The following is a 21476-nucleotide window of genomic DNA, read 5'->3' as shown; positions in this document are numbered from 1 at the left end:
GGAGCAGAAGTTGATTGGTCATTATGCTTTGAGCCAATATGTGAGCATCAGCTTTTCGGAGGATAAGGGGATTGCTTACCTCCAGTTTATTAAGAAGGATGAAAATTTCTCCTGTACAATTGAAGATTTGGAAAGCTTCCTGCACAGTCACGAGATTCGTTACGGTATTCAACAGGACATCGTTCAACGCATCAGCAGCAATCCAGAGGAGTATTTTTTCAGCAGAGTACCTATAGCCATAGGAGAACCCTCTGTGAACGGAAAAGACGGCAGAGTAATGCTCACTGTTGATCTGGAAGAGGATCGTAAGCCCTTGGAAAAGGCGGATGGGAAAGTCGATTATAAGGATCTGGTTCGGCTTCATAATGTTCTAAAAGGGCAATTGATCGCCAAAATCATCCCGGCCGAGCCAGGAAAAAACGGCAAAATGGTTACCGGCGCGGAGCTGCCCTTCAAGGCAGGGAGGGAGGCACATTTCAAAGTCGGCAAAAATGTGCTTGTCGATCAAGAAGAAACCTCCATGTATGCGGCGATTGACGGTCTCGTTACTTTAACCGACAAAGGCAAGATTAATGTATTCCCGGTATACGAAATCAATGGGGATGTCGATTACAGCACGGGCAATATTGATTTTGTTGGCACAGTGGTTATTCGCGGCAACGTACTGACCGGGTTTACCGTCAAGTCTGCCGGAGATATCCGTGTGGTTGGCGGCGTTGAAGGAGCGGAGCTGATATCCGGAGGTTCCATCGAGATTACCGGCGGAATCATCGGCTACAACAAAGGACTTGTAAGCGCAGGCAAAAATGTAAAGGTCTCCTTTATCCAGGATGGAAATGTGGTTGCCGGTGAGGATGTCATTGTGTCGCAAAGCGTGATGCACTCCAACATTCGTGCTGGCCGGGACGTTTTGTGCAATGGGGCCAAGGGTTTGATCGTGGGTGGAATTGTGCAGGCGGGTGAACGGGTGGTGGCGCGGACCATCGGCAATACGATGTCAACCGCAACGGCAATAGAGGTGGGCGTTGTTCCCGAGCTGAGAAATGAGATTAACGAGCTTCGTCAGGAGCTTCGCCATCTGCTGGAAAATGAGGACAAGACCAACAAAGCGTTATATCTGCTCAATCAGCTCGCGAACAATGGTCAGCTCTCACCCGACAAGGTGGCTCTTCGCGTCAAGCTGAATGCTACCAAGCAATCTCATATGCGTGAAGAAAAGAAGCTTAAAGAACGCGTGCTGGAAATTGAGAGAATGCTTGAGGATACCGGCAGAGCCAGAGTTGAGGTAATCAAGACAATTTATGGAGGCTCCAAAATCGTAATTGGCAGATACACCCGATTCGTTAAGGATCCGACCGAACGTGTTATATTTATTTATAGCGAAGGCGATATAACGATTACGCCTTACGTATAAAATGGCGGGCAGCGGCAGCGGCCGGCCATTCCTTGGCGTTAGGATAGCAAATCTCGGTTGTAAGTCCATTCCAGTTAGGAGAGGGTTATCATGAGTCTGAAGCCAGTTGAACTCCAGATTGCTCTGCCCCGGACAACGGAAGCAGGGAAAATTCAGAATGGTCTGCAGCATCGTCCTGCACTGGATCAGCAGCAGCTGGCAGGACAAAATGTGAAACAAGCCGAGGCGCTGGCTCAACGGAGCAGCGAAGTGGATGAGTCCGCTGAATCCGCGCTGCGGGACGATGGCGGCCGGGGGAAACATGCGGGAGGCCATGCTTCCTCACAGAAAGAACAGAAGCCGGAGACCAGCCATGATGCCGAGCACCCGTACAAGGGACACCGAATTGATCTTAGTCTTTAGAGCTTGTAAATGAATTGAACAGCAAAAGGAGATAAGACACTTGCAACCATGGGTATATATCGTGCTGGTAGGTGCTGTCGCTATCGTTTATGCCCTAAGACTGCCTTCGCGCACTAACGAAACAGCGGAGAAACAGAGCCTGAAGGAAACAGAGGCCGCACTTGAGCTGTATATGGCAGACATCGAGCGTGAAAATGATAAAATGCTGCAGCTTGTCAGCGGCATCAAACAACAATCCCAGAATAACAGGGAGGTACTGCAGGAAGAGATTGCCGCTTTGCGGGAGCAGATAGCTGAGCTGCAAAAAAGCTCGGTGATGCTTGATGCCAGACTGACAGCAGAAGAAAAGAGCTTGCTTCAGCTATCGGCTGCTTACAGCAAAGATTCGGCCGCCGCAAAGACAGCGACTGCGGAAACGGCTGTGGAATTGCCTGAACCGAAGCCGAAACCAGTCAGTTCTATTAAGCTGCGCTATCCGCGTCTGTTCGAGCTTCATGAGCAAGGCAAGTCAATTGACTCTATTGCCAAGACAGCTGGGCTTCAGCGTGGTGAAGTGCAACTGATTCTGCAGCTTGCCAAGCAGGAGGAATCCGTATGATCAAGAATCGTTCCTTCATGTTTGGTCTTGGCGCCGGGCTGATTATCGGCGCTTTGCTGCTTCAACTGATGATCTCTGCGGGGGCCGCTCCAATGTCCAAAGAACAGCTGGTCAAGGAAGCGGCCAAGCTTAATTTGACAGTAGCCGATAAAGCGGCGGAGGACCAGGCTGAAGAGGGACAGGCTGCTGAGCAGGGCAAGCAGGATGCCGCAAAGGATAATTCTGCGTCCGCTCTTCCTTCTGGCTCTGCCCAGCCTTCGGCATCGCCGAAAGCGTCTCCTGCAGCATCCCCAAAGGCTGCTTCGAAGCCGACTGCAGCTTCAACACCTGCGGAGCCGGCAGCGCCGAGCTCTCCAGTCTCCTCTGCTGCGGCCAAACCTCAAGTTAAGGCTTCACCAGTGAGCCCGCCTTCTACCCCTGAGCCTGTGGCTGCCGGAACGGTATCTGTAAAGATTCCAAACGGAATTACACTCACCGAAACCGCAGATCTTTTGATCGAAGCTGGAGTTGTTAAGGAAAAGGAGAAGTTCCTGAAGACTGCTAAAGACCGTAAAGCCAACACCAGAATTCAGTACGGCAGCTACTCTTTTGCAAAAGGCGAGAGCATTAACTCTATCATTGATAAGCTGATCACTGTGAGATAAATATTGGTTCTGTGCAGGGAAATGAAGAAATTTACACGAAGCGTTGCATACGTTATTTTATTATGGTATATTAGTTGACGGTGTTAAAACACACGCCGGTTGATTTCTGTAAGGGGTGCTTTCTTCTGAAGAAAGTCTTGCAGAGAAATGACACTCGGCGGAGGAGACACACAATAAACCAAACCTAGGAGGTGTGTGAAGATGGCAGTAATCTCCATGAAACAGCTTCTCGAAGCTGGGGTACACTTCGGTCATCAGACTCGTCGTTGGAATCCAAAGATGGATCGTTATATCTTCACTGAAAGAAACGGAATTTACATTATTGACCTGCAAAAAACGGTTAAAAAGGTAGAGGAAGCTTACAACTTTGTAAAGAGTGTAGCTGCCGACAACGGAACAATCCTGTTCGTAGGAACTAAGAAACAAGCACAGGATTCCGTAAAAGAAGAAGCTGAACGTTCGGGTATGTTCTTCATTAACCAACGTTGGCTCGGAGGTACACTGACCAACTTCCAGACTATTCAGAAGCGTATTGACCGCCTGAAGAAATTGGAGCTGTGGGAAGAAGACGGTACCTTTGCAGTACTGCCTAAGAAAGAAGTTATCCTTCTCCGCAAAGAGAAAGATCGTCTTGAAAAATTCCTGGGCGGTATCAAGAACATGAAAGGTCTGCCTAGCGCGCTGTTCATCATTGACCCGCGTAAAGAGCGTATCGCTGTTGCGGAAGCTCGCAAATTGGGTATTCCTATCGTAGCTATCGTTGATACCAACTGTGATCCAGATGAAATCGACTACGTAATCCCAGGCAATGACGACGCTATCCGCGCTGTGAAATTGCTGACTGGTAAAATGGCTGATGCTGTTGTGGAAGCTCATCAGGGCGAAGATACAACTACAGCCTAAGCAGTAGCCGGAACTTAACAAGAACTTAAATGAAAAGGGTGGTTGGCAGGTGGATAACCTCTCACTGCCCTTTTTTTAGGATAATGAACTTGAAGCCGTGCAACATAACGACAATTATCTGGAGGGAATAAACAATGGCAGTAGATGCAAAAGCAGTAAAAGAACTTCGTGAAAGAACAGGCGCAGGTATGCTGGATTGCAAAAAGGCGCTGGAAGAAGCTAATGGTGATATCACCAAAGCGGCTGAATTACTGCGTGAGAAAGGTCTTTCTGCAGCAGCCAACAAAGCTGGCCGTATTGCCACTGAAGGCGTTGTTGAGTCTTACATCCACGCTGGCGGACGTATCGGCGTACTTGTTGAAATCAACTGCGAAACTGACTTCGTAGGCAAAACAGATGCCTTCAAAGAATTCGCACGTGATATTGCTATGCAGATCGCAGCAGCAAACCCGCTGTATGTTCGTCGTGAAGAAGTACCTGCAGAAGCAGTAGAGAAAGAAAAAGAAATCCTGAAGGCTCAAGCGCTGAACGAAGGCAAGCCTGAGAAAATCGTTGAAAAAATGGTAGAAGGCCGCATCAGCAAGTTCTATGAAGAACACTGCCTGCTTGAACAATCTTTCGTTAAAGACCAAGACAAGACGATCTCCCAATTGCTGAACGAAAAAATCAGCACTATCGGCGAAAACATCTCCATCCGCCGTTTTGTCCGTTACGAGCTGGGCGAAGGTCTGGAAAAGAAAGTCGACAACTTCGTAGAAGAAGTAATGGCACAAGTAAATCAATAATTGATAGCTGCTTATAGCATATAGAATTGAATAAAGGCAAGCATCAAAAGAACGGAACACGTACACGTAGTGTTCCGTCTTTTGTAAGAAAGTGAGGGTATACAATTGGAACAGCCGGTATTTAAGAGAGTAGTCCTTAAGGTTAGCGGTGAATCACTTGCAGGACAAAACGGATATGGTATTGATGCCGATACGATTATTTCCATCGCGGAGCAGGTCAAGGAAGTTGTCGAGCTTGGAGTTCAGGTTGCTATTGTGTGTGGCGGAGGCAACATCTGGCGCGGAATCGCGGGCAGTGCTAGCGGTATCGACCGGGCAACAGCCGATTACATGGGGATGCTGGCAACAGTAATGAACTCCCTCGCTCTGCAGGATGCGCTTGAGCAAATTGATGTGCCGACACGGGTGCAAACTTCGATTTCCATGCAGCAGATTGCCGAGCCTTATATTCGCCGCCGTGCGATTCGGCACTTGGAGAAGGGCCGTGTGGTTATTTTTGCCGCAGGTACAGGTAACCCGTTCTTTTCGACCGATACGACAGCAGCGCTTAGAGCCGCTGAGATTGAGGCAGAGGTCATCCTGATGGCGAAAAATAAAGTGGATGGAGTATATTCCGCCGATCCTTTCAAAGACAGTACAGCCGAGAAATACGAGCAGCTTACCTACATGGAAGTGCTGAACAAAAACCTTGGCGTCATGGATTCCACCGCTTCCTCACTGTGCATGGATAACAATATACCGCTCATTGTGTTTGCCATTACAGAGCAAGGCAATATCAAACGTGTCGTTCTGGGTGAAAAAATCGGGACGATTGTTAAAGGGAGTGTAGATTAATGCCACAATCGGTCAAGAAAAATGCCGAAGAGCGTATGGAAAAAGCGATTCTATCGCTGAAACGCGATCTGGCAACATTGCGAGCAGGACGCGCTTCTGCGGCGCTGCTCGACCGCATCCAAGTTGAATACTACGGTGCGCCTACCCCTATTAATCAGCTGGCTAACATCAGCACACCGGATTCCCGGACACTGCTGATCCAGCCTTGGGATAAAACCTCGATGTCCGACATCGAACGGGCGATTATGAAATCCGATATTGGGATTACACCTGCCAATGACGGTTCCGTCATCCGCCTTTCTATCCCGCCGCTTACCGAAGAGCGCCGCAGTGAGCTCGTAAAATTTACCAAAAAATTTGGTGAAGAAGCTAAGGTGGCGATTCGCAACATCCGCCGCGATGCGAATGATGACATCAAAAAGATGGAGAAAAACGGCATCTCGGAAGATGAATCCCATGGGCACCAGGAGGACATTCAGAAGTCAACGGATAAGTTCATAGCTGAAGTTGATAAAGTGCTCTTGGCTAAAGAAAAAGAGATCATGGAAGTATAAAGAAATTCAAGAGACTTCAGGCCCCTCCGTTTATGGTGGGGTTTGTCTCTTTCTGATAAGAGCTTGGAGGAAACGGAAATGATCAAACGGATTCAAGCGTGGTTGAGCCGTAAAGACAGGCAGCAGCCAGTTGAGATTTCACCGGATAACATTCCCCGGCATGTGGCTGTAATTATGGATGGCAATGGCCGCTGGGCCAAACGCCGTGGCTTGCCGCGCATTGTTGGACACCAGAACGGGATGAAGGCGGTCAAACGCACCACAATTGCAGCAAATGATTTGGGAGTGGAGTTTTTGACCATGTACGCTTTCTCTACCGAGAACTGGAAACGGCCAAAGGACGAAGTGGATTTCTTGATGCGTCTGCCTGTGGAGTTCCTGGCTCTTGAGCTGGATGAGCTTATCGAAAAAAATGTACAAGTCCGCGTAATGGGGGATACCGATGCATTGCCTGCACATACCCGCAACGCGATGGAAGAAGCAGTTGCCCGGACGAAGCACAACACTGGACTTGTCTTAAATTTTGCACTCAATTATGGTTCGCGTAAAGAGATTGAGGATTGTATGCGCGACATGGGCCGGGATATTCAGGCTGGGTTGCTGTCTCCGGATGAGATTACTTCTGAGCTGATTAACAACAGGCTGTTGTCCGCCGGGCTGCCCGATCCGGATCTGCTGATCCGTACTAGCGGGGAGATGCGGCTCAGTAATTTTATGCTCTGGCAGATTGCGTACAGTGAGTTCTGGTTTACAGATGCTTACTGGCCGGAGTTTGACAAGTCGCATTTGCTGCAGGCTGTGGCGGAATATCAGCGCCGCACACGGCGTTATGGCGGACTGAAGTAGCCTGATGGGAGATGGGAGCCTTTGAAGCAGCGATTGATCACCGGGATAGTTGCCGGAGCGGTATTTTTGGGTTTATGTCTTTGGGGTGGCTGGCCGTATCAGATGCTGCTTACCGCCATGGCCCTTATCGGCTATTATGAATTTGTGAAAATGATGGGGATACAACCCTTTAGCGGTACTGCCATAATTGGTTATCTATCTGTATTATGCTTTATGATACCTTGGGAATTACTTGGCGTCTCCCAGGTTCTGTCATGGGAACAAGGAATTTGGCTGCTGCTGCTGCTGTTCCTCTTAGTTACAGTATTTAGTAAGAATAAGCTGGATATTAAAATCACTGCTCTTATGTTCACTGGAATTGTATACATAGGAATGGGGTTTTCCTATATGGCGATTGCCCGCGCAGCAGGCGATGGGCATGGCTTGGTCTGGACCTTCCTTCTGCTGTGCTGTATCTGGGGGAGTGATGCCGGCGCTTATTTTGTAGGCAGAAGCATCGGCAAGAATAAGCTGTGGCCGGCGATTAGCCCCAACAAAACAGTGGAGGGAGCCCTTGGTGGGGTGCTCATCTCCATTGTCATTGCGATTGTGTTTGACTTGTTTGTTCCAGATCTGCTGACCCTTTGGCGTGCGCTGCTAATTGGACTTTCCTGCGCGGTTCTCGGTCAGCTTGGAGATCTTGTACAGTCAGCCTATAAACGGGTGTACGGTATTAAGGATTCAGGCTCGCTGCTGCCCGGTCATGGAGGTATTCTTGACCGCTGCGATAGCTGGATTATCGTATTTCCTTTCGTACATATCGTAATGCTTATGCCTTACTATTAACGACAGGAAGAAGGTTCAACTGTGAAGAAAATTAGTATTCTCGGCTCTACCGGTTCAATTGGCACGCAGACACTGGACGTGATTGCCATGCACCCGGAAGCCTTTGAAGTGGAGGGCTTGGCGGCGGGAAGCAATACCGCTCTGCTGCTGGAGCAGGTTCAGCGCTTCAAGCCGCGCCGCGTTTCTGTATCCACGAAGGCGCTTGCCGAGGAGATTAAATCGAGTCTGCCGGCAGGGGTTGAGCTTTACAGCGGCAGTGAAGGATTGGTTGAAATCGCTGCTGGCGGAGACGCTCATACGGTTGTAACGGCGGTTGTGGGCAGCGTTGGCCTGCAGTCTACGCTGGCGGCTATTGAAGCGGGCCGGCATATCGGCTTGGCCAACAAAGAAACGCTGGTTACAGCCGGTCATTTGGTGACTGAGCTTGCGGGTCGCAAAGGAGTCGGGTTGCTGCCTGTCGACAGCGAGCACTCCGCTATTTTTCAGTGCCTGAACGGAGAGAACCGTGGGGATATTGCCAGCATCACACTTACCGCCTCTGGCGGCTCTTTCCGGGATTACACCCGTGATCAACTGCAGAATGTTACAGTAGAGGATGCGCTTCGCCACCCGAACTGGAGCATGGGGGCCAAAATCACAATTGATTCGGCGACCATGGTCAATAAAGGGCTAGAGGTCATTGAAGCCCATTGGCTGTTTGGCTTGCCTTATGAACAGATTCATGTGCTGCTCCATCCGGAGAGCATAATTCACTCGTATGTGGAGTTCCGGGACAGCAGTATTATAGCCCAGCTGGGCACCCCTGATATGCGCGTTCCTATCCAATATGCGCTTACCTACCCGGAACGGTGGGCATCACCGGCCAAACGCTTGTCTTTGGCTGAAGCCGGGCGGCTAACCTTCCGTGAGATGGATTATGTGCGCTTTCCGGCCCTGAGGCTGGCGATCGAATGCGGCAAGGCTGGAGGAACGAGTACCACCGCTTTTAATGCTGCCAACGAAGTTGCAGTGGCGCGTTTCCTGCGCCGTGAAATTCCGTTCCTGCGGATTGAAGAGATTATTGAGGATGTGCTCCAGCGCCATGAGCTGGTTGCTTACCCGAATCTGGAGCAAATAGAGCAGTGTGACCGTTTGACCCGCGAGCTTGCGGCTAAGCTTTGATCCATGGATATAGTGATTTGACTGGAATATTTGCTCTACCCTGGAAAATAGGCTGGGACTGTTGATTCTCTTGTGCCTGATCGGAGAATAATGATAAATTAAGAGGACATACTTCGGTCTTACACCTAAAGGGGGAATGTTACGCATGGAAATGGTAAGAGTCGTCTTTTTGACGGTGTTCATGTTCTTTGTTCTGGTGACAGTGCATGAATGGGGACATTATTATTTTGCCAAGCGCGCCGGTATTCTTGTACGGGAATTTGCTATCGGTTTCGGTCCGAAACTGTTTTCTTATAAACGTGGGGAAACCCAGTTCACGCTTCGTCTGCTGCCCTTTGGCGGATATGCGCGTATGGCTGGTGAAGATCCCGAGATTATTGAGATAGGTTCCGGACAGACCATCGCCGTGAGGCTGGGACAGGATAACAAGGTTAAGAATATTTATCTGGATTCGCTCGATACCCGCAGAAATGTGATTCGCGGCGAAGCGCAATATACTGACCTTGAGGATGAACTGAAGATCCGGCTTGATGTGGACGGAGAAGTAACGGTATACGATGTCCACCCGCAAGCCATGATGATCAAAGGCACCCAGCAGACGCAGATTGCGCCTAAGGACCGCCAATTTGGCAGTAAAACCGTTGGACAACGCGCAATAGCGATTTTTGCGGGACCGGTGATGAATTTCCTGCTGGCCTTTGTGCTGTTCGCCCTTCATTTGCAAATGGCCGGAATCCCTATTAAGAATCCTACTTATGTGAAGATCGGTGATGTCAGTGCAAACATGCCGGCACAGGAAGCTGGGCTCAAGAAGGGTGACATCGTTGTTTCGGTGAACGGGGAGGCCATTGGCGGCGATTATCAGAAGATGATCTCGCTAACTTCGGCTTCCAAAGGCAAGGAGATGAAATGGACGCTGCAGCGCGGCGAAGAGACATATAGTGTCACCATGATTCCCCGCAGCATGGAAGGCGAAGAAGGTGGTAAAGTGGGTATCACTCCAGAGCTACCTACGCGTAAAGCAGGTTTTGGCGAGACGATCACGAAATCAGGAGTAGCTATGGTGGATACAACCAAGGCGATATTCCAGGGCTTTAAGAAATTGATCAATAATTTTAACATGAATGATATTTCCGGGCCTGTGGGCACGGCGAAAATGACTGGCCAGATTGCGCAGCAGGGCATTCAGTATTTAACCTATTGGGCAGCAATACTCAGCCTGTACCTGGGCATCTTTAATCTGCTGCCGATACCCGCTCTTGATGGAAGCCGGCTTGTGTTCCTCGGTATTGAAGCGCTGCGCGGCAAGCCGGTTGATCCGAACCATGAAGGGATGGTTCATTTTGTCGGCTTCGCGATGCTGTTCCTGGTCATGATTGCTGTTACCTATAACGATATTTTGCGTCTGATCAGCGGTTGATTGTATTGGTTTAACATTTTGTGGGGTTATTTATTAGGAGGAGTTTCATTACATGACCAAAGATAAGCAGTTCGTTACAGAGATCACGCCGCAGGGCGAGGATTTCTCACGCTGGTACATTGATGTAATCAAGAAAGCGGATTTGATGGACTACTCTCCGGTGCGGGGCTGTATCGTTTTCAAGCCGGACGGCTTTGAAATCTGGGAGCATATTCAGGAGGAAATGAACCGCCGTTTCAAGGAAACCGGCCACCGGAACGCATATTTTCCAATGTTCATTCCAGAGAGCTTTTTCCAGAAGGAAAAGGATCATATTGAAGGGTTCAATCCCGAGCTGCCTTGGGTAACGGAAGCGGGCGGCGATAAACTGGAAGAACGTCTGGCGATTCGTCCGACCTCGGAAACAATGATTGGGCATATGTACTCCAAATGGATTCAATCCTACCGCGACCTGCCGGTTCTGATCAATCAGTGGGCCAACGTGGTCCGCTGGGAGAAACGCACGCTGCCGTTCATCCGTACCAGTGAGTTCCTCTGGCAGGAGGGCCACACCGCCCATGAGAACGAGTCGGAAGCACGTGAAGAAACGATGCAGATGCTGGAAATCTACCGTGATTTTGTCGAAGGCCATCTGGCAATTCCGGTGATCACCGGACAGAAGACTCCTTCGGAGCGGTTTGCCGGTGCGGTAGACACGTATTCGATTGAGGCGATGATGAAGGATGGACGCGCAGTACAAGCGGGAACCTCGCATTACCTGGGCACCAAATTTGCGGTTGCTTTTGAAATCCAGTATTTGAGCCGCGACAACGTGCTTGAGTATGCGCACACCACTTCGTGGGGGACAAGCACACGCCTGATCGGTTCGATGATTATGGTTCATGGCGATGACCGCGGACTTGCATTGCCGCCAAAAGTCGCACCAACTCAAGTCATTATGATCCCGATAGGCCCTCCAAAAACACGCGATGCAGTCATCGCACGGACGGATGAGCTGTTCAAAGAACTCAAAAGTGCAGGCGTTCGAGTACGTGTGGACGACCGTGCGGACGTAACACCGGGCTGGAAGTTCAACGAATATGAAATGCGCGGTGTTCCTGTCCGCCTGGAGCTTGGACCGCGCGATATGGAGAACGGCGTCTGTGTGCTCGTGTCCCGTATCAGCGGAGAGAAAAAAGTCATTCAACAGGCGAACCTGGTGGAAGAAGTACAGGCCATGCTGGAGCAAGTGCACAATGAAATGTTCGAGCGCGCGCTGAAATTCCGTGAGGATCACTTCTATTCGGTTGACACTTTGGATGAGATGAAGGCCTCGATGGAGGAGAAACGCGGCTTTGCGCTGGCAGGCTGGTGCGGCTCCGAGGAATGTGAGTCGAAGGTGAAGGAAGAAACCGGCGCAACCAGCCGCAACATTCCGTTTAACCCGGCGGAGACCAAGCAGGTCTGCATCTGCTGCGGCAAGCCGGCCGAGCATACGGTTGTTTTTGCCAAAGCCTACTAATTTGCTTCAGATTTGAGACGGATGCTGTCCCTTTATGGACGCTATAACCGTTTCTGCTTGTTATTAAGATTCTGGTACTTAAATCTAGCTTCTGGTGAGAGGAGTCGGCGGGCCGAAAGAACCCAATGCTTTTTAAGCCGGAAGCTTTTTACAATCTTGTTTAATAGTTAGGTGGGGGAAGCATGGAACAGAACGTCGAGAGAAGAAAGCGGTTCGAGCTCTTGATGAAGCAGGGAGAAATACCTCCCGCGATCATTGATCCCTACTTTTTGGATGGATATATTGAACGGGTGGAGATCAGCCGCGGGAATCATGACTGGCATATTGTTATTGCCAAAGAAAGTTTGGTGCCGGCCCAGACGTACCGGACCTTTGTGCTAAGAATGCGTGAGAAGCTGCAGCATATTGCCAAAGTCAGCTTCTTGTTCCTATATGACGAGAAAATCAGCCGGGCGGAGCTTGTTCAGGAATATTGGGGACTTTTTCTGGAGTGGGTGCAGCGGGAGATTCCTTCCGTTAACGGCTGGCTGACACGCTCCAGCCAAGAGCTGCAGGACAGTACGCTGGTGCTGAGCCTGAGTGATTCCATGTCGCTTGAATTGGCCCGCAAAAAAGGGATCGAAGGCGCTATCGTTAAATTTTACGACAAGTTCTTTGGTCTTTCCTTGAAGGTCAAGCTGCAAATTGCTGAAGATGAGAGCAAAGCAGATGTCATGGAGGAATTCCAGCAGAAGCTGCAGCAGGAGCAGCGTGAGCTGGTAGAAATGATGATGATGGCAAGTGAGCCGGAAGAGCCTGAAGATATAGGGGACCCGAACGAGGTTATTAAGCTCCAGGTAGGCTATGAAATCAAGGAGCAGGCTGTGCCGATCATTGAGATTCAGGATGAAGAGAAGAAGATCACGATTCAGGGAACTATTTTTGGCCTTGATAGCAAGGAGCTTCGCAACGGCAATACGCTGTTCACCTTCTGTATCACTGATTTTACCGATTCGCTGCAGATGAAGATGTTCGCGAAGACCAAAGAGGATCTGAAGATCATGGGCCAGCTGGCTAACGGCAAGTGGGTTAGAGCACGGGGCAAGGTGGAATATGACCGCTTTATGCAAATTCCTGAGCTGGTGATGATTCCATCGGATTTATCCGAGGTTCAGGCGCCGCCTGCCCGCAAGGATACCGCTCCGGTTAAAAGAGTGGAGTTCCATCTGCACACAACGATGAGTACGATGGATGCGGTGACACCGATTGATGCTTATGTCAAAACAGCCGCAAAATGGGGGCATCCGGCGATAGCCGTCAGCGATCACGGTGTAGTGCAGAGCTTTCCTGATGCGAACCACGCCGCCCATAAGCACAAAATCAAAATGCTCTATGGTGTGGAAGCCAACGTGGTCAATGACTCGGTAAATATAGTGGAGAATCCGCAGCCTTTGGAGCTGAAAAAAGCTACCTATGTGGTATTCGATATCGAAACCACCGGTCTATCGATTACGCGCAACAACATTACCGAGCTTGCGGCGATCAAGATGTGCGAAGGCAAGGAGCTGGACCGTTATACGACGTTTGTGAATCCGCATGAGAAGATTCCTTACCATATCCAGCAGCTAACCAATATTACCGATGAGATGGTTAAGGATGCGCCTGACCTTGCGCCTGTGCTGGAGGAATTCGTAGAGTTTGTTGGGGAGAGCATCCTGGTTGCCCACAATGCCAGATTCGATATGGGCTTTATTCAGGCTTCGCTGGCGAAGCTGGGCAGGCCTATTCTGCCTAACCCTTCGCTGGATACCCTGGAGCTGGCGCGTCTGCTGTTCCCGACGATGAAGAATCACCGGCTGAATACACTTGCGGATAAATATAAAGTGCTGCTGGAAAGCCATCACCGTGCGGTGGATGATACCATTGCGCTGGGCGGCATCCTGAACGGCCTGCTGGCCGATGCGGAGAAGCTGAAGGGGATTACCATGCTGGACCGGCTGAATGATTATGTCGGCAATGATCTCTCCAACACCCGTCCGTTTCACTGCGGTATTTACGCACTTAATCCAGCGGGTAAAAAGAATCTGTACAAGCTGATCTCCATGTCGCACACCGAATATTACAAGCGGGTGCCCTGCATTCCGAAGTCCAAGCTCGAAGAGCACAGGGACGGTCTGCTTGTCATTTCCGGTTGTGAGCGCGGCGAGTTTTTCGAGACGGTTCTGAACAAGACTGTGGAAGAAGCGATGGAAGTCGCACAATTTTATGATGTTCTTGAGATTCAGCCGCTGACGATGTATATGCACTTGGTGGACAAAGGGTTTGTGGCCAGTCCCGAGGATTTAAGGGGTGTTGTGCGTAAAATATGCGAAATCGGCGAACAGTTGAACAAGCCGGTTATCGCCACAGGCAATGTGCATTATCTTGAACCGAGGGACAAGCTGTTCCGCGATATTACGATTCATGGAATTACCGGCTTCAGCCCGCTGAAGGACCAGCAGAAGCCGGATGCCCATTTCCGGACTACGGACGAAATGCTGGCTGAATTTGAATTTCTTGGCGCGGAAAAAGCGATGGAGGTTGTTGTCACCAACACGGTGGCGCTGGCTGAACGGTTCGAGGATTATCCGCTGTTCCCAAGCGATCTGTTCACACCGATCATTGATGGGGCCGACGAAGAAATCCGCAGTACCTGTTATAATACGGCAAAATCCATCTATGGCGAAGAGCTGCCTGAGGTAGTCGTCGCCCGTTTGGAAAAAGAGCTGGCGCCGATCATCAAATACGGCTTCTCTGCCAACTATCTGATTTCCGAACGGCTGGTTAAAAAATCGAATAAGGACGGCTACCTGGTAGGCTCACGTGGTTCCGTAGGCTCGTCAGTCGTTGCAACCTTCCTTGGCATCTCCGAGGTTAATCCGCTCCCGGCCCATTACATTTGTGTAAATCCGGAATGCAAGCACAGCGAATGGTTCCTCGACGGCAGTGTGCCGAGCGGCTTCGACCTTCCGGACAAGGTATGTCCGAACTGCGGCGGCAAGCTTAAAGGAGAAGGCCAGGATATTCCGTTTGAAACATTCCTTGGCTTCAAAGGCGATAAGGTTCCCGATATCGACCTTAACTTTTCCGGTGAATACCAGCCGAATGCCCATAACTTTACGAAGACGATGTTCGGTCCAGACAACGTATTCCGCGCCGGAACGATCGGTACGGTTGCGGAAAAGACGGCCTTTGGCTTCGCGAAGAAATATGAGGAGCATCATCAGAAGCGCTGGCGCGGAGCCGAGGTCGGGCGTCTGGCCGCAGGCTGCACAGGGGTCAAGCGGAGCACGGGCCAGCATCCCGGCGGTATCGTTGTTTTACCGGATTATATGGAGATTGAGGATATCACACCTGTGCAGTACCCTGCCGATGATGTAACTGCAGAATGGAAAACAACCCACTTTGATTATCACGCCTTCGATGCCAATCTGCTGAAGCTCGATATTCTGGGGCACGATGATCCGACAATGATGCGTATGCTTCAGGATTTGACCGGAGTTGACCCGACGACCATTCCAATGAATGATCCCAAGGTCATGAGCATGTTCAACTCTACAGAGGCGCTGGGGGTCACTCCTGAGCAGATCCGCACGCCGGTGGCAACCTACGGGGTGCCGGAAATGGGGACCAAATTTGTCCGCCAGATGCTTGTGGAGTCGAAGCCGTCCAGCTTTGCCGACTTGCTGCAGATTTCGGGACTGTCTCACGGCACCGGGGTTTGGCTCGGCAATGCCCAGGAGCTGATTAAGAATAACACCTGCAACATCAAGACGGTTATCGGCTGCCGTGATGATATCATGCTCTTCCTGATTTACAAGGCGGGAATGGATGCGGGCCTGGCCTTCAAAATTACCGAGAGCGTGCGTAAGGGCAAGGGCTTGTCTGACGAATGGATCGAGGAAATGAAGAAATGCAAGGTTCCGCAATGGTATATTGATTCCTGTCTGAAGATCCAGTACATGTTCCCTAAGGCGCATGCGGCCGCTTATGTTATTTCTGCAGTGCGTACCGCCTACTTCAAGCTGTATCATCCGATTGAATATTATGCGACATATTTCTCGGTGCGGGCGGCGGATTTTGACATTGAGTTATGCTGCAAGGGCTACGAGGCTATAGGCCGGCAAATTGTAGACATTGAGCAGAAGGGCTTTCAGGCACTGCCGAAGGAAAAAGCGATGCTCCCGGTGCTTGAGATGGCTTTGGAGATGACTGCGCGCGGTTTTACCTTCAAAAATATTGACTTGTACCGTTCGGATGCTACCAAATTTACAGTGGATGGCACCAGCCTGATTCCTCCGTTCTCCTCACTTGCGGGAATCGGCGAGAATGCCGCCATTAATATTGCCGCAGCCAAGGATGCCGGAGAGTTCCTGTCCATTGAGGATTTCCAGCAGAAATCGAAGGCGAGCAAGACAGTCATTGAGCTGCTGACCGGCATGGGCTGCTTCCGCGGTCTTCCGGAGAGTAACCAGCTTTCCCTTTTTTAACAGCCTTTTATCGCCTGCCGGATAAGGCAGTCAAGGGCTGGCACTTGTCAGTGCACACGCACTATGTTATAATTTTTTTGGTAATAATGAGATAAGTCCGTTGTGTAAAGAGTGGGGAAACCCACTCTTTATCTTTGGTATATAGCAAAAGACAAGTTCGTGGAGGTTATTTTCTTTTGAGCACACCCAAATCCAAAATCAAACAAACGGTAGAGCAGATGCTCGGTCCCTATCTTGAGGACAATGGTTTCGAACTGGTGGACGTTGAATACGTGAAGGAAGGCTCCAACTGGTTTTTGCGGATATTCGTAGACAAAGAAGGCGGCATTGACATTGATGACTGCGGTGCCATCAGCGAATATTTCAGCCAAAAGCTGGATGAGAATGATCCTATACCTGAAGCTTATTTTCTTGAGGTTTCTTCGCCGGGCGCTGAACGTCCGCTCAAAAAAGCTGCGGATGTTGCCAAAGCGGTAGGCAAGGACGTATATGTGACGGTCTATGAGCCGATTCAAGGACTCAAAGAATTCGAAGGCCGTTTGCTCTCGTTCGAGAACGAGGAACTGCTCATCTCCGCGGGCAAAAAAGAACATGTTGTGCCTTATGCCAAAGTCGCCAGCGCGAGATTGGCCATTATTTTTTAACGTCTTGAAAGGGGGACCGGAATTTCATGAGTATGGATTTTATCGAAGCTATGAATGAACTGGAAAGGGAGAAAGGCATCAGCAAGGATGTGCTGTTTGAAGCCATCGAAGCTGCGCTGATCTCCAGCTATAAACGCAACTTCAATGCCGCGCAGAACGTGCGTGTGGACATGAACCGCAACACAGGCGTAATCAAGGTGTTTGCCCGCAAGCTGATTGTGGAGGAGGTTCTGGATACCCGGACTGAAATCTCGCTGCCGGCTGCACGGGAGATCAACCCTCATTTCCAGCTTGAGGATATCGCTGAGCTTGAAGTGACGCCGCGTGATTTCGGCCGCATTGCCGCCCAGACGGCCAAGCAGGTCGTAACCCAGCGTATACGGGAAGCGGAACGCGGACTTATCTATAACGCCTTTATCGACAAGGAAGAAGACATTGTTACCGGTCTGGTACAGCGTCAGGATATGCGCAACATTTATGTTGACCTTGGCAAAATCGAGGCGGTTCTGCCCCTGAGCGAGCTTATGCCTGGCGAGAAGTTCAAGCAAAGTGAGCGCATCAAGGCGTACATCACGAAGGTTGAGAATACGACTAAAGGACCGCAGATCATGCTGTCCCGCAGCCATCCCGGCCTCTTGAAACGGCTGTTCGAGCTTGAGGTTCCGGAAATTTTTGACGGCGTGGTTGAGATTCGTTCTGTAGCCCGTGAAGCCGGCTTCCGGTCCAAGATTGCCGTATACTCGCGTAATGAAGAAGTAGATCCGGTCGGCTCCTGCGTAGGCCCAAGAGGCACCCGTGTTCAGACGATCGTTACCGAACTGCGCGGGGAGAAGATTGATATCGTCCGTTATTCCGAGTCAGTACAGGAATATGTGGCGAATGCGCTCAGTCCGTCCAAGGTGCTCGAGGTTCAAGTCTTTGAAGCGGAGAAAATGGCGCGGGTTATCGTTCCTGATTATCAATTGTCGCTCGCAATCGGCATCAAGGGGCAGAACGCCCGTCTTGCCGCCAAGCTGACCGGCTGGAAAATTGATATCAAGAGCGAAAGCCAGGCGGAGCAGGAATACGGCAGACCAAGAACCTCCAGTGATGAAATGCATCAGGATTCCGTCTCCATTGACTAATTTACCTGCTCTATTCGAGAGGGGAGGCGATTAACATGAAACAGCGCAAGGTGCCGCTGCGCAAATGCGTTGCCAGCCAGGAGATGATGCCCAAAAAAGAGCTGATTCGCGTGGTGAGAACGCCTGAGGGCGAAGTGCTGATTGATCTGACAGGCAAAAAGTCGGGCCGGGGCGCTTATATTTGCGGCAAGCTGGAATGTTTTAAGCTGGCACAAAAGAATAAAGCACTTGACCGTGCATTGAAATGTCAGGTGAGTCCTGAAATCTATGCCCAGCTTGCCAGGGATTTCGCATCCGTGGAGGAGCAGTTTTTGGCAGCAAAGGATAGTGAGGACAATGAGTAAGGCACTTTCTTATTTAGGGCTTGCCATGAGAGCGGGCAAGATTGTCACCGGCGACGAGGCTGTACTGAAAGTGGTGCGGTCTTCGGAGGCGAAGCTGGTCGTCCTGGCGGGTGACGCTTCAGCTAATACTCAAAAAAAGTTCCGCGACAAGTGCGGAACCTACGATATTCCACTAGTAATCGCATTTCACCGGGATGAACTCGGTGCAAGTATTGGTAAAGACCAGCGCGTGGTGCTGGCCGTTACGGATAAAGGATTCGCGGAAATGATCTCCAAAGGGCTTGGAGATACTGTCGGAGGTGGAGTTATTGACTAAAGAAGACAATAAGGATAAACTGCGCGTCTATGAATACGCGAAATCGCTCAATATGAGCAGTAAAGAAATCATCACCATTCTGAAGCGTTTGAACGTCCCTGTGAATAATCATATGAGTGTGATGGAGAATGACTCCGTGACCAAAGTAGAGCAGTTTTTCAAGGATATCAAATCAAACGCTGCAGCCAAGCGGGACAGCGGCACCAGCAGCCGTCCGGCACCAGCCGGAACGGCAACCGCCGAGCCCCACAGTGCGCAGAATGCCAACAAAAATCAACCGGAAAAGCAGGTAGGTATGAACAGTAACCAAAACAACAACCAATCGTTGACGTCCCCAAGGCCCCAGAGCGGACAAGATTCCCGCAGAACAACTTCAGGCTCCACACAAAATTCACGTCCGCAGAGCAGCACCGGCGGCAATCGTTCACAAAGCAGCTCCAGCGGCAGCCGTCCTCAGGGCAGCTCCAGCGGCAGCAACCGCCCTCAAGGCGGCACTAGCGGCGGTAGCCGCTCGCAAGGCAGTAGCACTGGCGGCAACCGTCCGCAAGGCGGCTCCGCTGGCGGAAATCGCCCGCAGGGCAGCTCAAGCAATCGTCCGCAAGGACAGGGCGGCGGTGCACCGCGCTCCAGCGACCGTCCACAAGGACAAGGCGCAGCACGTACTGCTGACAGCCGTCCGCAAGGACAAGGCGGCGGAGATTTCTCACGCGGCGGTGACAGAGGTCCTAAGAAGAATGCAACTGGCGGCAGACCGAACAATAACGGCAATCAAAAACGTTTTGAAGACGGCAAAGGCGGAAACGGAAACTTCCGCGGCCGTGGCGGCAACAAGAACAACCGTGGCAGAAACAATCAGCCGGTGGAACGCCGTGAAAAGATTGATAACACTCCAAAAAAGATTATTGTCCGCGGCAACATGACTGTCGGAGAAACTGCCAAACTGCTTCATAAGGACGCTTCGGAAGTTATTAAGAAGCTGATCTTAATGGGTGTAATGGCGACAATCAACCAGGAGCTTGATATTGATACAATTTTGCTTTTATCCGGTGAATTCGGAGTGGAAGTGGAAGTTAAGATTCCTGTGGACGAGGACAGCTTCGAAACCGTGGAAGAGAACGACTCCGAAGAGGATTTGCAGACGCGTCCTCCGGTCGTAACCATCATGGGTCACGTTGACCATGGTAAGACAACGCTGCTTGATGCTATCCGTTCAACGAATGTAACCGGCGGCGAAGCCGGCGGGATTACACAGCATATCGGTGCGTATCAAGTTGAAATCAACCACAAAAAAATCACGTTCCTGGATACGCCGGGCCACGAAGCGTTTACCGCAATGCGTGCCCGTGGCGCACAGGTTACAGATATGACGATTATCGTTGTAGCTGCCGATGACGGTGTAATGCCGCAGACGGTAGAAGCAATCAGCCATGCCAAGGCGGCTGGTCTACCAATCATTGTTGCAGTCAACAAGATCGACAAGCCGGGCGCAGACCCTGACAGAGTGAAGCAGGAGCTTACCAACTATGAGCTGGTGCCGGAAGAATGGGGCGGCGATACCATCTTCGTTAACCTGTCGGCCAAACAGCGCATCAACCTGGAAGAATTGCTGGAAATGATCCTGCTCGTTGCCGAAGTGAATGAGTACAAAGCGAACCCGGACAAACGGGCACGCGGTACCGTCATCGAAGCAGAGCTTGACAAGAACCGTGGACCGGTGGCCCGCGTTCTCGTACAGAACGGTACGCTGAAGGTCGGAGACGCTTTTGTCGCAGGTAACTGCTTCGGGCGTGTACGCGCTATGGTCAATGACAAAGGACGCAAGATCAAGGAAGCAGGCCCTTCTACTCCTGTAGAAATTACCGGTCTGACTGAAGTACCGCAGGCTGGCGATCCGTTTATGGCGTTCGAAGATGAACGTAAAGCACGTGCGATTGCAGACAGACGTTCAACATCACAGCGCCAATCCGAGCTGAACACGAATACCCGTGTAACTCTGGATGACCTGTTCAAGCATATCAAGGAAGGCGAGATCAAAGACCTGAACGTAATCATCAAAGGTGACGTGCAGGGTTCGGTAGAGGCGCTCAAAGGCTCCTTGGCCAAAATCGAAGTCGAAGGCGTGCGTGTGAAGATCATTCACAGCGGTGCCGGTGCGATTACGGAATCCGATATTACTTTGGCTGCTGCTTCGAATGCTATCGTTATCGGCTTCAACGTACGTCCGGATGCCCAGACCAAAGCGGCTGCCGAGCAGGAGAAAGTGGATGTTCGTCTGCATAATATTATCTACAACGTAATTGAAGAAATTGAAAGTGCCATGAAAGGGATGCTTGATCCCATCTACAAAGAGAACGTTATCGGTCATGCCGAAGTGCGCAATGTCTTCAAAATCAGCAAAGTGGGCAACATTGCAGGCTGTATGGTTACAGACGGCAAAATTACCCGCAATGCCGAAATGCGCCTGATCCGCAGCGGTATCGTTGTCTTCCAAGGCAAGATCGACACCTTGAAACGTTTCAAAGATGATGCCAAAGAAGTGGCGCAGGGTTATGAATGCGGCATAACTTTGGAACGCTATAATGACGTCCAAGAGGGCGACATTATCGAAGCGTTCATTATGGAAACGGTAGAGCGCTAAGCGAAGAGGTGAATA

General features: G+C 50.6%; 18 protein-coding genes and 1 pseudogene. All 19 read left to right on the top strand.

Going from position 1 to position 21476, the window contains the following annotated elements; all coding sequences use genetic code 11:
* Nucleotides 1-10: 10 nt before the first annotated feature.
* Nucleotides 11-1414 carry a DUF342 domain-containing protein gene (locus ACX1DY_RS02570; RefSeq protein WP_458962619.1) on the top strand — a complete coding sequence of 468 codons (1404 nt, stop codon included), beginning with the start codon at nucleotides 11-13 and terminating at the stop codon, nucleotides 1412-1414.
* Nucleotides 1415-1504: 90 nt separating this feature from the next.
* Nucleotides 1505-1816, top strand: a complete 312-nt coding sequence (locus ACX1DY_RS02565) for a hypothetical protein (protein ID WP_458962618.1) — start codon at nucleotides 1505-1507, stop codon at nucleotides 1814-1816.
* Nucleotides 1817-1856: 40 nt separating this feature from the next.
* Nucleotides 1857-2414, top strand: coding sequence for a hypothetical protein (locus ACX1DY_RS02560; protein WP_458962617.1), 558 nt, complete (start codon nucleotides 1857-1859; stop codon nucleotides 2412-2414).
* The gene (locus ACX1DY_RS02555; protein WP_458962616.1) at nucleotides 2411-3058 is read left to right on the top strand and encodes a hypothetical protein; all 648 of its coding nucleotides are present in this window, start codon (nucleotides 2411-2413) and stop codon (nucleotides 3056-3058) included. The genes ACX1DY_RS02560 and ACX1DY_RS02555 overlap by 4 nt, the downstream gene beginning before the upstream one ends.
* Nucleotides 3059-3259: 201 nt before the next feature.
* On the top strand, nucleotides 3260-3961 hold the full coding sequence (rpsB, locus tag ACX1DY_RS02550; protein ID WP_019910439.1) for a 30S ribosomal protein S2: 702 nt from the start codon (nucleotides 3260-3262) through the stop codon (nucleotides 3959-3961).
* Nucleotides 3962-4095: 134 nt separating this feature from the next.
* Complete coding sequence (tsf, locus tag ACX1DY_RS02545) at nucleotides 4096-4746, top strand: translation elongation factor Ts (RefSeq protein ID WP_458962615.1); 651 nt, start codon at nucleotides 4096-4098, stop codon at nucleotides 4744-4746.
* Between the two features lie 105 nt (nucleotides 4747-4851).
* Entirely contained in the window at nucleotides 4852-5580 is a 729-nt protein-coding gene (gene pyrH, locus ACX1DY_RS02540) for a UMP kinase (protein WP_025705355.1), read from the top strand.
* Nucleotides 5580-6134 (top strand): ribosome recycling factor, encoded by a 555-nt coding sequence (gene frr / locus ACX1DY_RS02535; RefSeq protein ID WP_458962614.1) that lies wholly within the window; start codon nucleotides 5580-5582, stop codon nucleotides 6132-6134. The genes pyrH and frr overlap by 1 nt, the downstream gene beginning before the upstream one ends.
* Nucleotides 6135-6212: 78 nt before the next feature.
* Nucleotides 6213-6980: an isoprenyl transferase gene (locus ACX1DY_RS02530; protein ID WP_458962613.1), complete on the top strand. Its 768-nt coding sequence runs from the start codon at nucleotides 6213-6215 to the stop codon at nucleotides 6978-6980.
* 21 nt (nucleotides 6981-7001) lie between these two features.
* Nucleotides 7002-7805 (top strand): phosphatidate cytidylyltransferase, encoded by an 804-nt coding sequence (locus ACX1DY_RS02525; protein WP_458962612.1) that lies wholly within the window; start codon nucleotides 7002-7004, stop codon nucleotides 7803-7805.
* Between the two features lie 21 nt (nucleotides 7806-7826).
* Nucleotides 7827-8966: a 1-deoxy-D-xylulose-5-phosphate reductoisomerase gene (locus tag ACX1DY_RS02520; RefSeq protein ID WP_458962611.1), complete on the top strand. Its 1140-nt coding sequence runs from the start codon at nucleotides 7827-7829 to the stop codon at nucleotides 8964-8966.
* A gap of 145 nt (nucleotides 8967-9111) precedes the next feature.
* The gene (rseP, locus tag ACX1DY_RS02515) at nucleotides 9112-10386 is read left to right on the top strand and encodes an RIP metalloprotease RseP (protein WP_458962610.1); all 1275 of its coding nucleotides are present in this window, start codon (nucleotides 9112-9114) and stop codon (nucleotides 10384-10386) included.
* 52 nt (nucleotides 10387-10438) lie between these two features.
* Nucleotides 10439-11887, top strand: a complete 1449-nt coding sequence (gene proS, locus ACX1DY_RS02510) for a proline--tRNA ligase (RefSeq protein WP_458962609.1) — start codon at nucleotides 10439-10441, stop codon at nucleotides 11885-11887.
* Nucleotides 11888-12069: 182 nt separating this feature from the next.
* On the top strand, nucleotides 12070-16395 hold the full coding sequence (locus ACX1DY_RS02505; RefSeq protein ID WP_458962608.1) for a PolC-type DNA polymerase III: 4326 nt from the start codon (nucleotides 12070-12072) through the stop codon (nucleotides 16393-16395).
* Between the two features lie 176 nt (nucleotides 16396-16571).
* On the top strand, nucleotides 16572-17039 hold the full coding sequence (rimP, locus tag ACX1DY_RS02500) for a ribosome maturation factor RimP (protein WP_019910451.1): 468 nt from the start codon (nucleotides 16572-16574) through the stop codon (nucleotides 17037-17039).
* A gap of 26 nt (nucleotides 17040-17065) precedes the next feature.
* Complete coding sequence (gene nusA, locus ACX1DY_RS02495; RefSeq protein ID WP_458962607.1) at nucleotides 17066-18163, top strand: transcription termination factor NusA; 1098 nt, start codon at nucleotides 17066-17068, stop codon at nucleotides 18161-18163.
* Between the two features lie 35 nt (nucleotides 18164-18198).
* Nucleotides 18199-18507 carry an RNase P modulator RnpM gene (gene rnpM, locus ACX1DY_RS02490; protein WP_019910454.1) on the top strand — a complete coding sequence of 103 codons (309 nt, stop codon included), beginning with the start codon at nucleotides 18199-18201 and terminating at the stop codon, nucleotides 18505-18507.
* A pseudogene (locus ACX1DY_RS02485) lies at nucleotides 18500-18818 on the top strand (YlxQ family RNA-binding protein); the annotation flags it as partial. The gene rnpM and the pseudogene ACX1DY_RS02485, both read left to right, overlap by 8 nt.
* The gene (gene infB / locus ACX1DY_RS02480) at nucleotides 18816-21461 is read left to right on the top strand and encodes a translation initiation factor IF-2 (protein ID WP_458962821.1); all 2646 of its coding nucleotides are present in this window, start codon (nucleotides 18816-18818) and stop codon (nucleotides 21459-21461) included. The pseudogene ACX1DY_RS02485 and the gene infB, both read left to right, overlap by 3 nt.
* The last annotated feature ends 15 nt before the right edge of the window (nucleotides 21462-21476 follow it).

This window comes from Paenibacillus sp. BAC0078, assembly GCF_054483875.1.
This window is presented reverse-complemented; position numbering and strand designations above follow the sequence as displayed.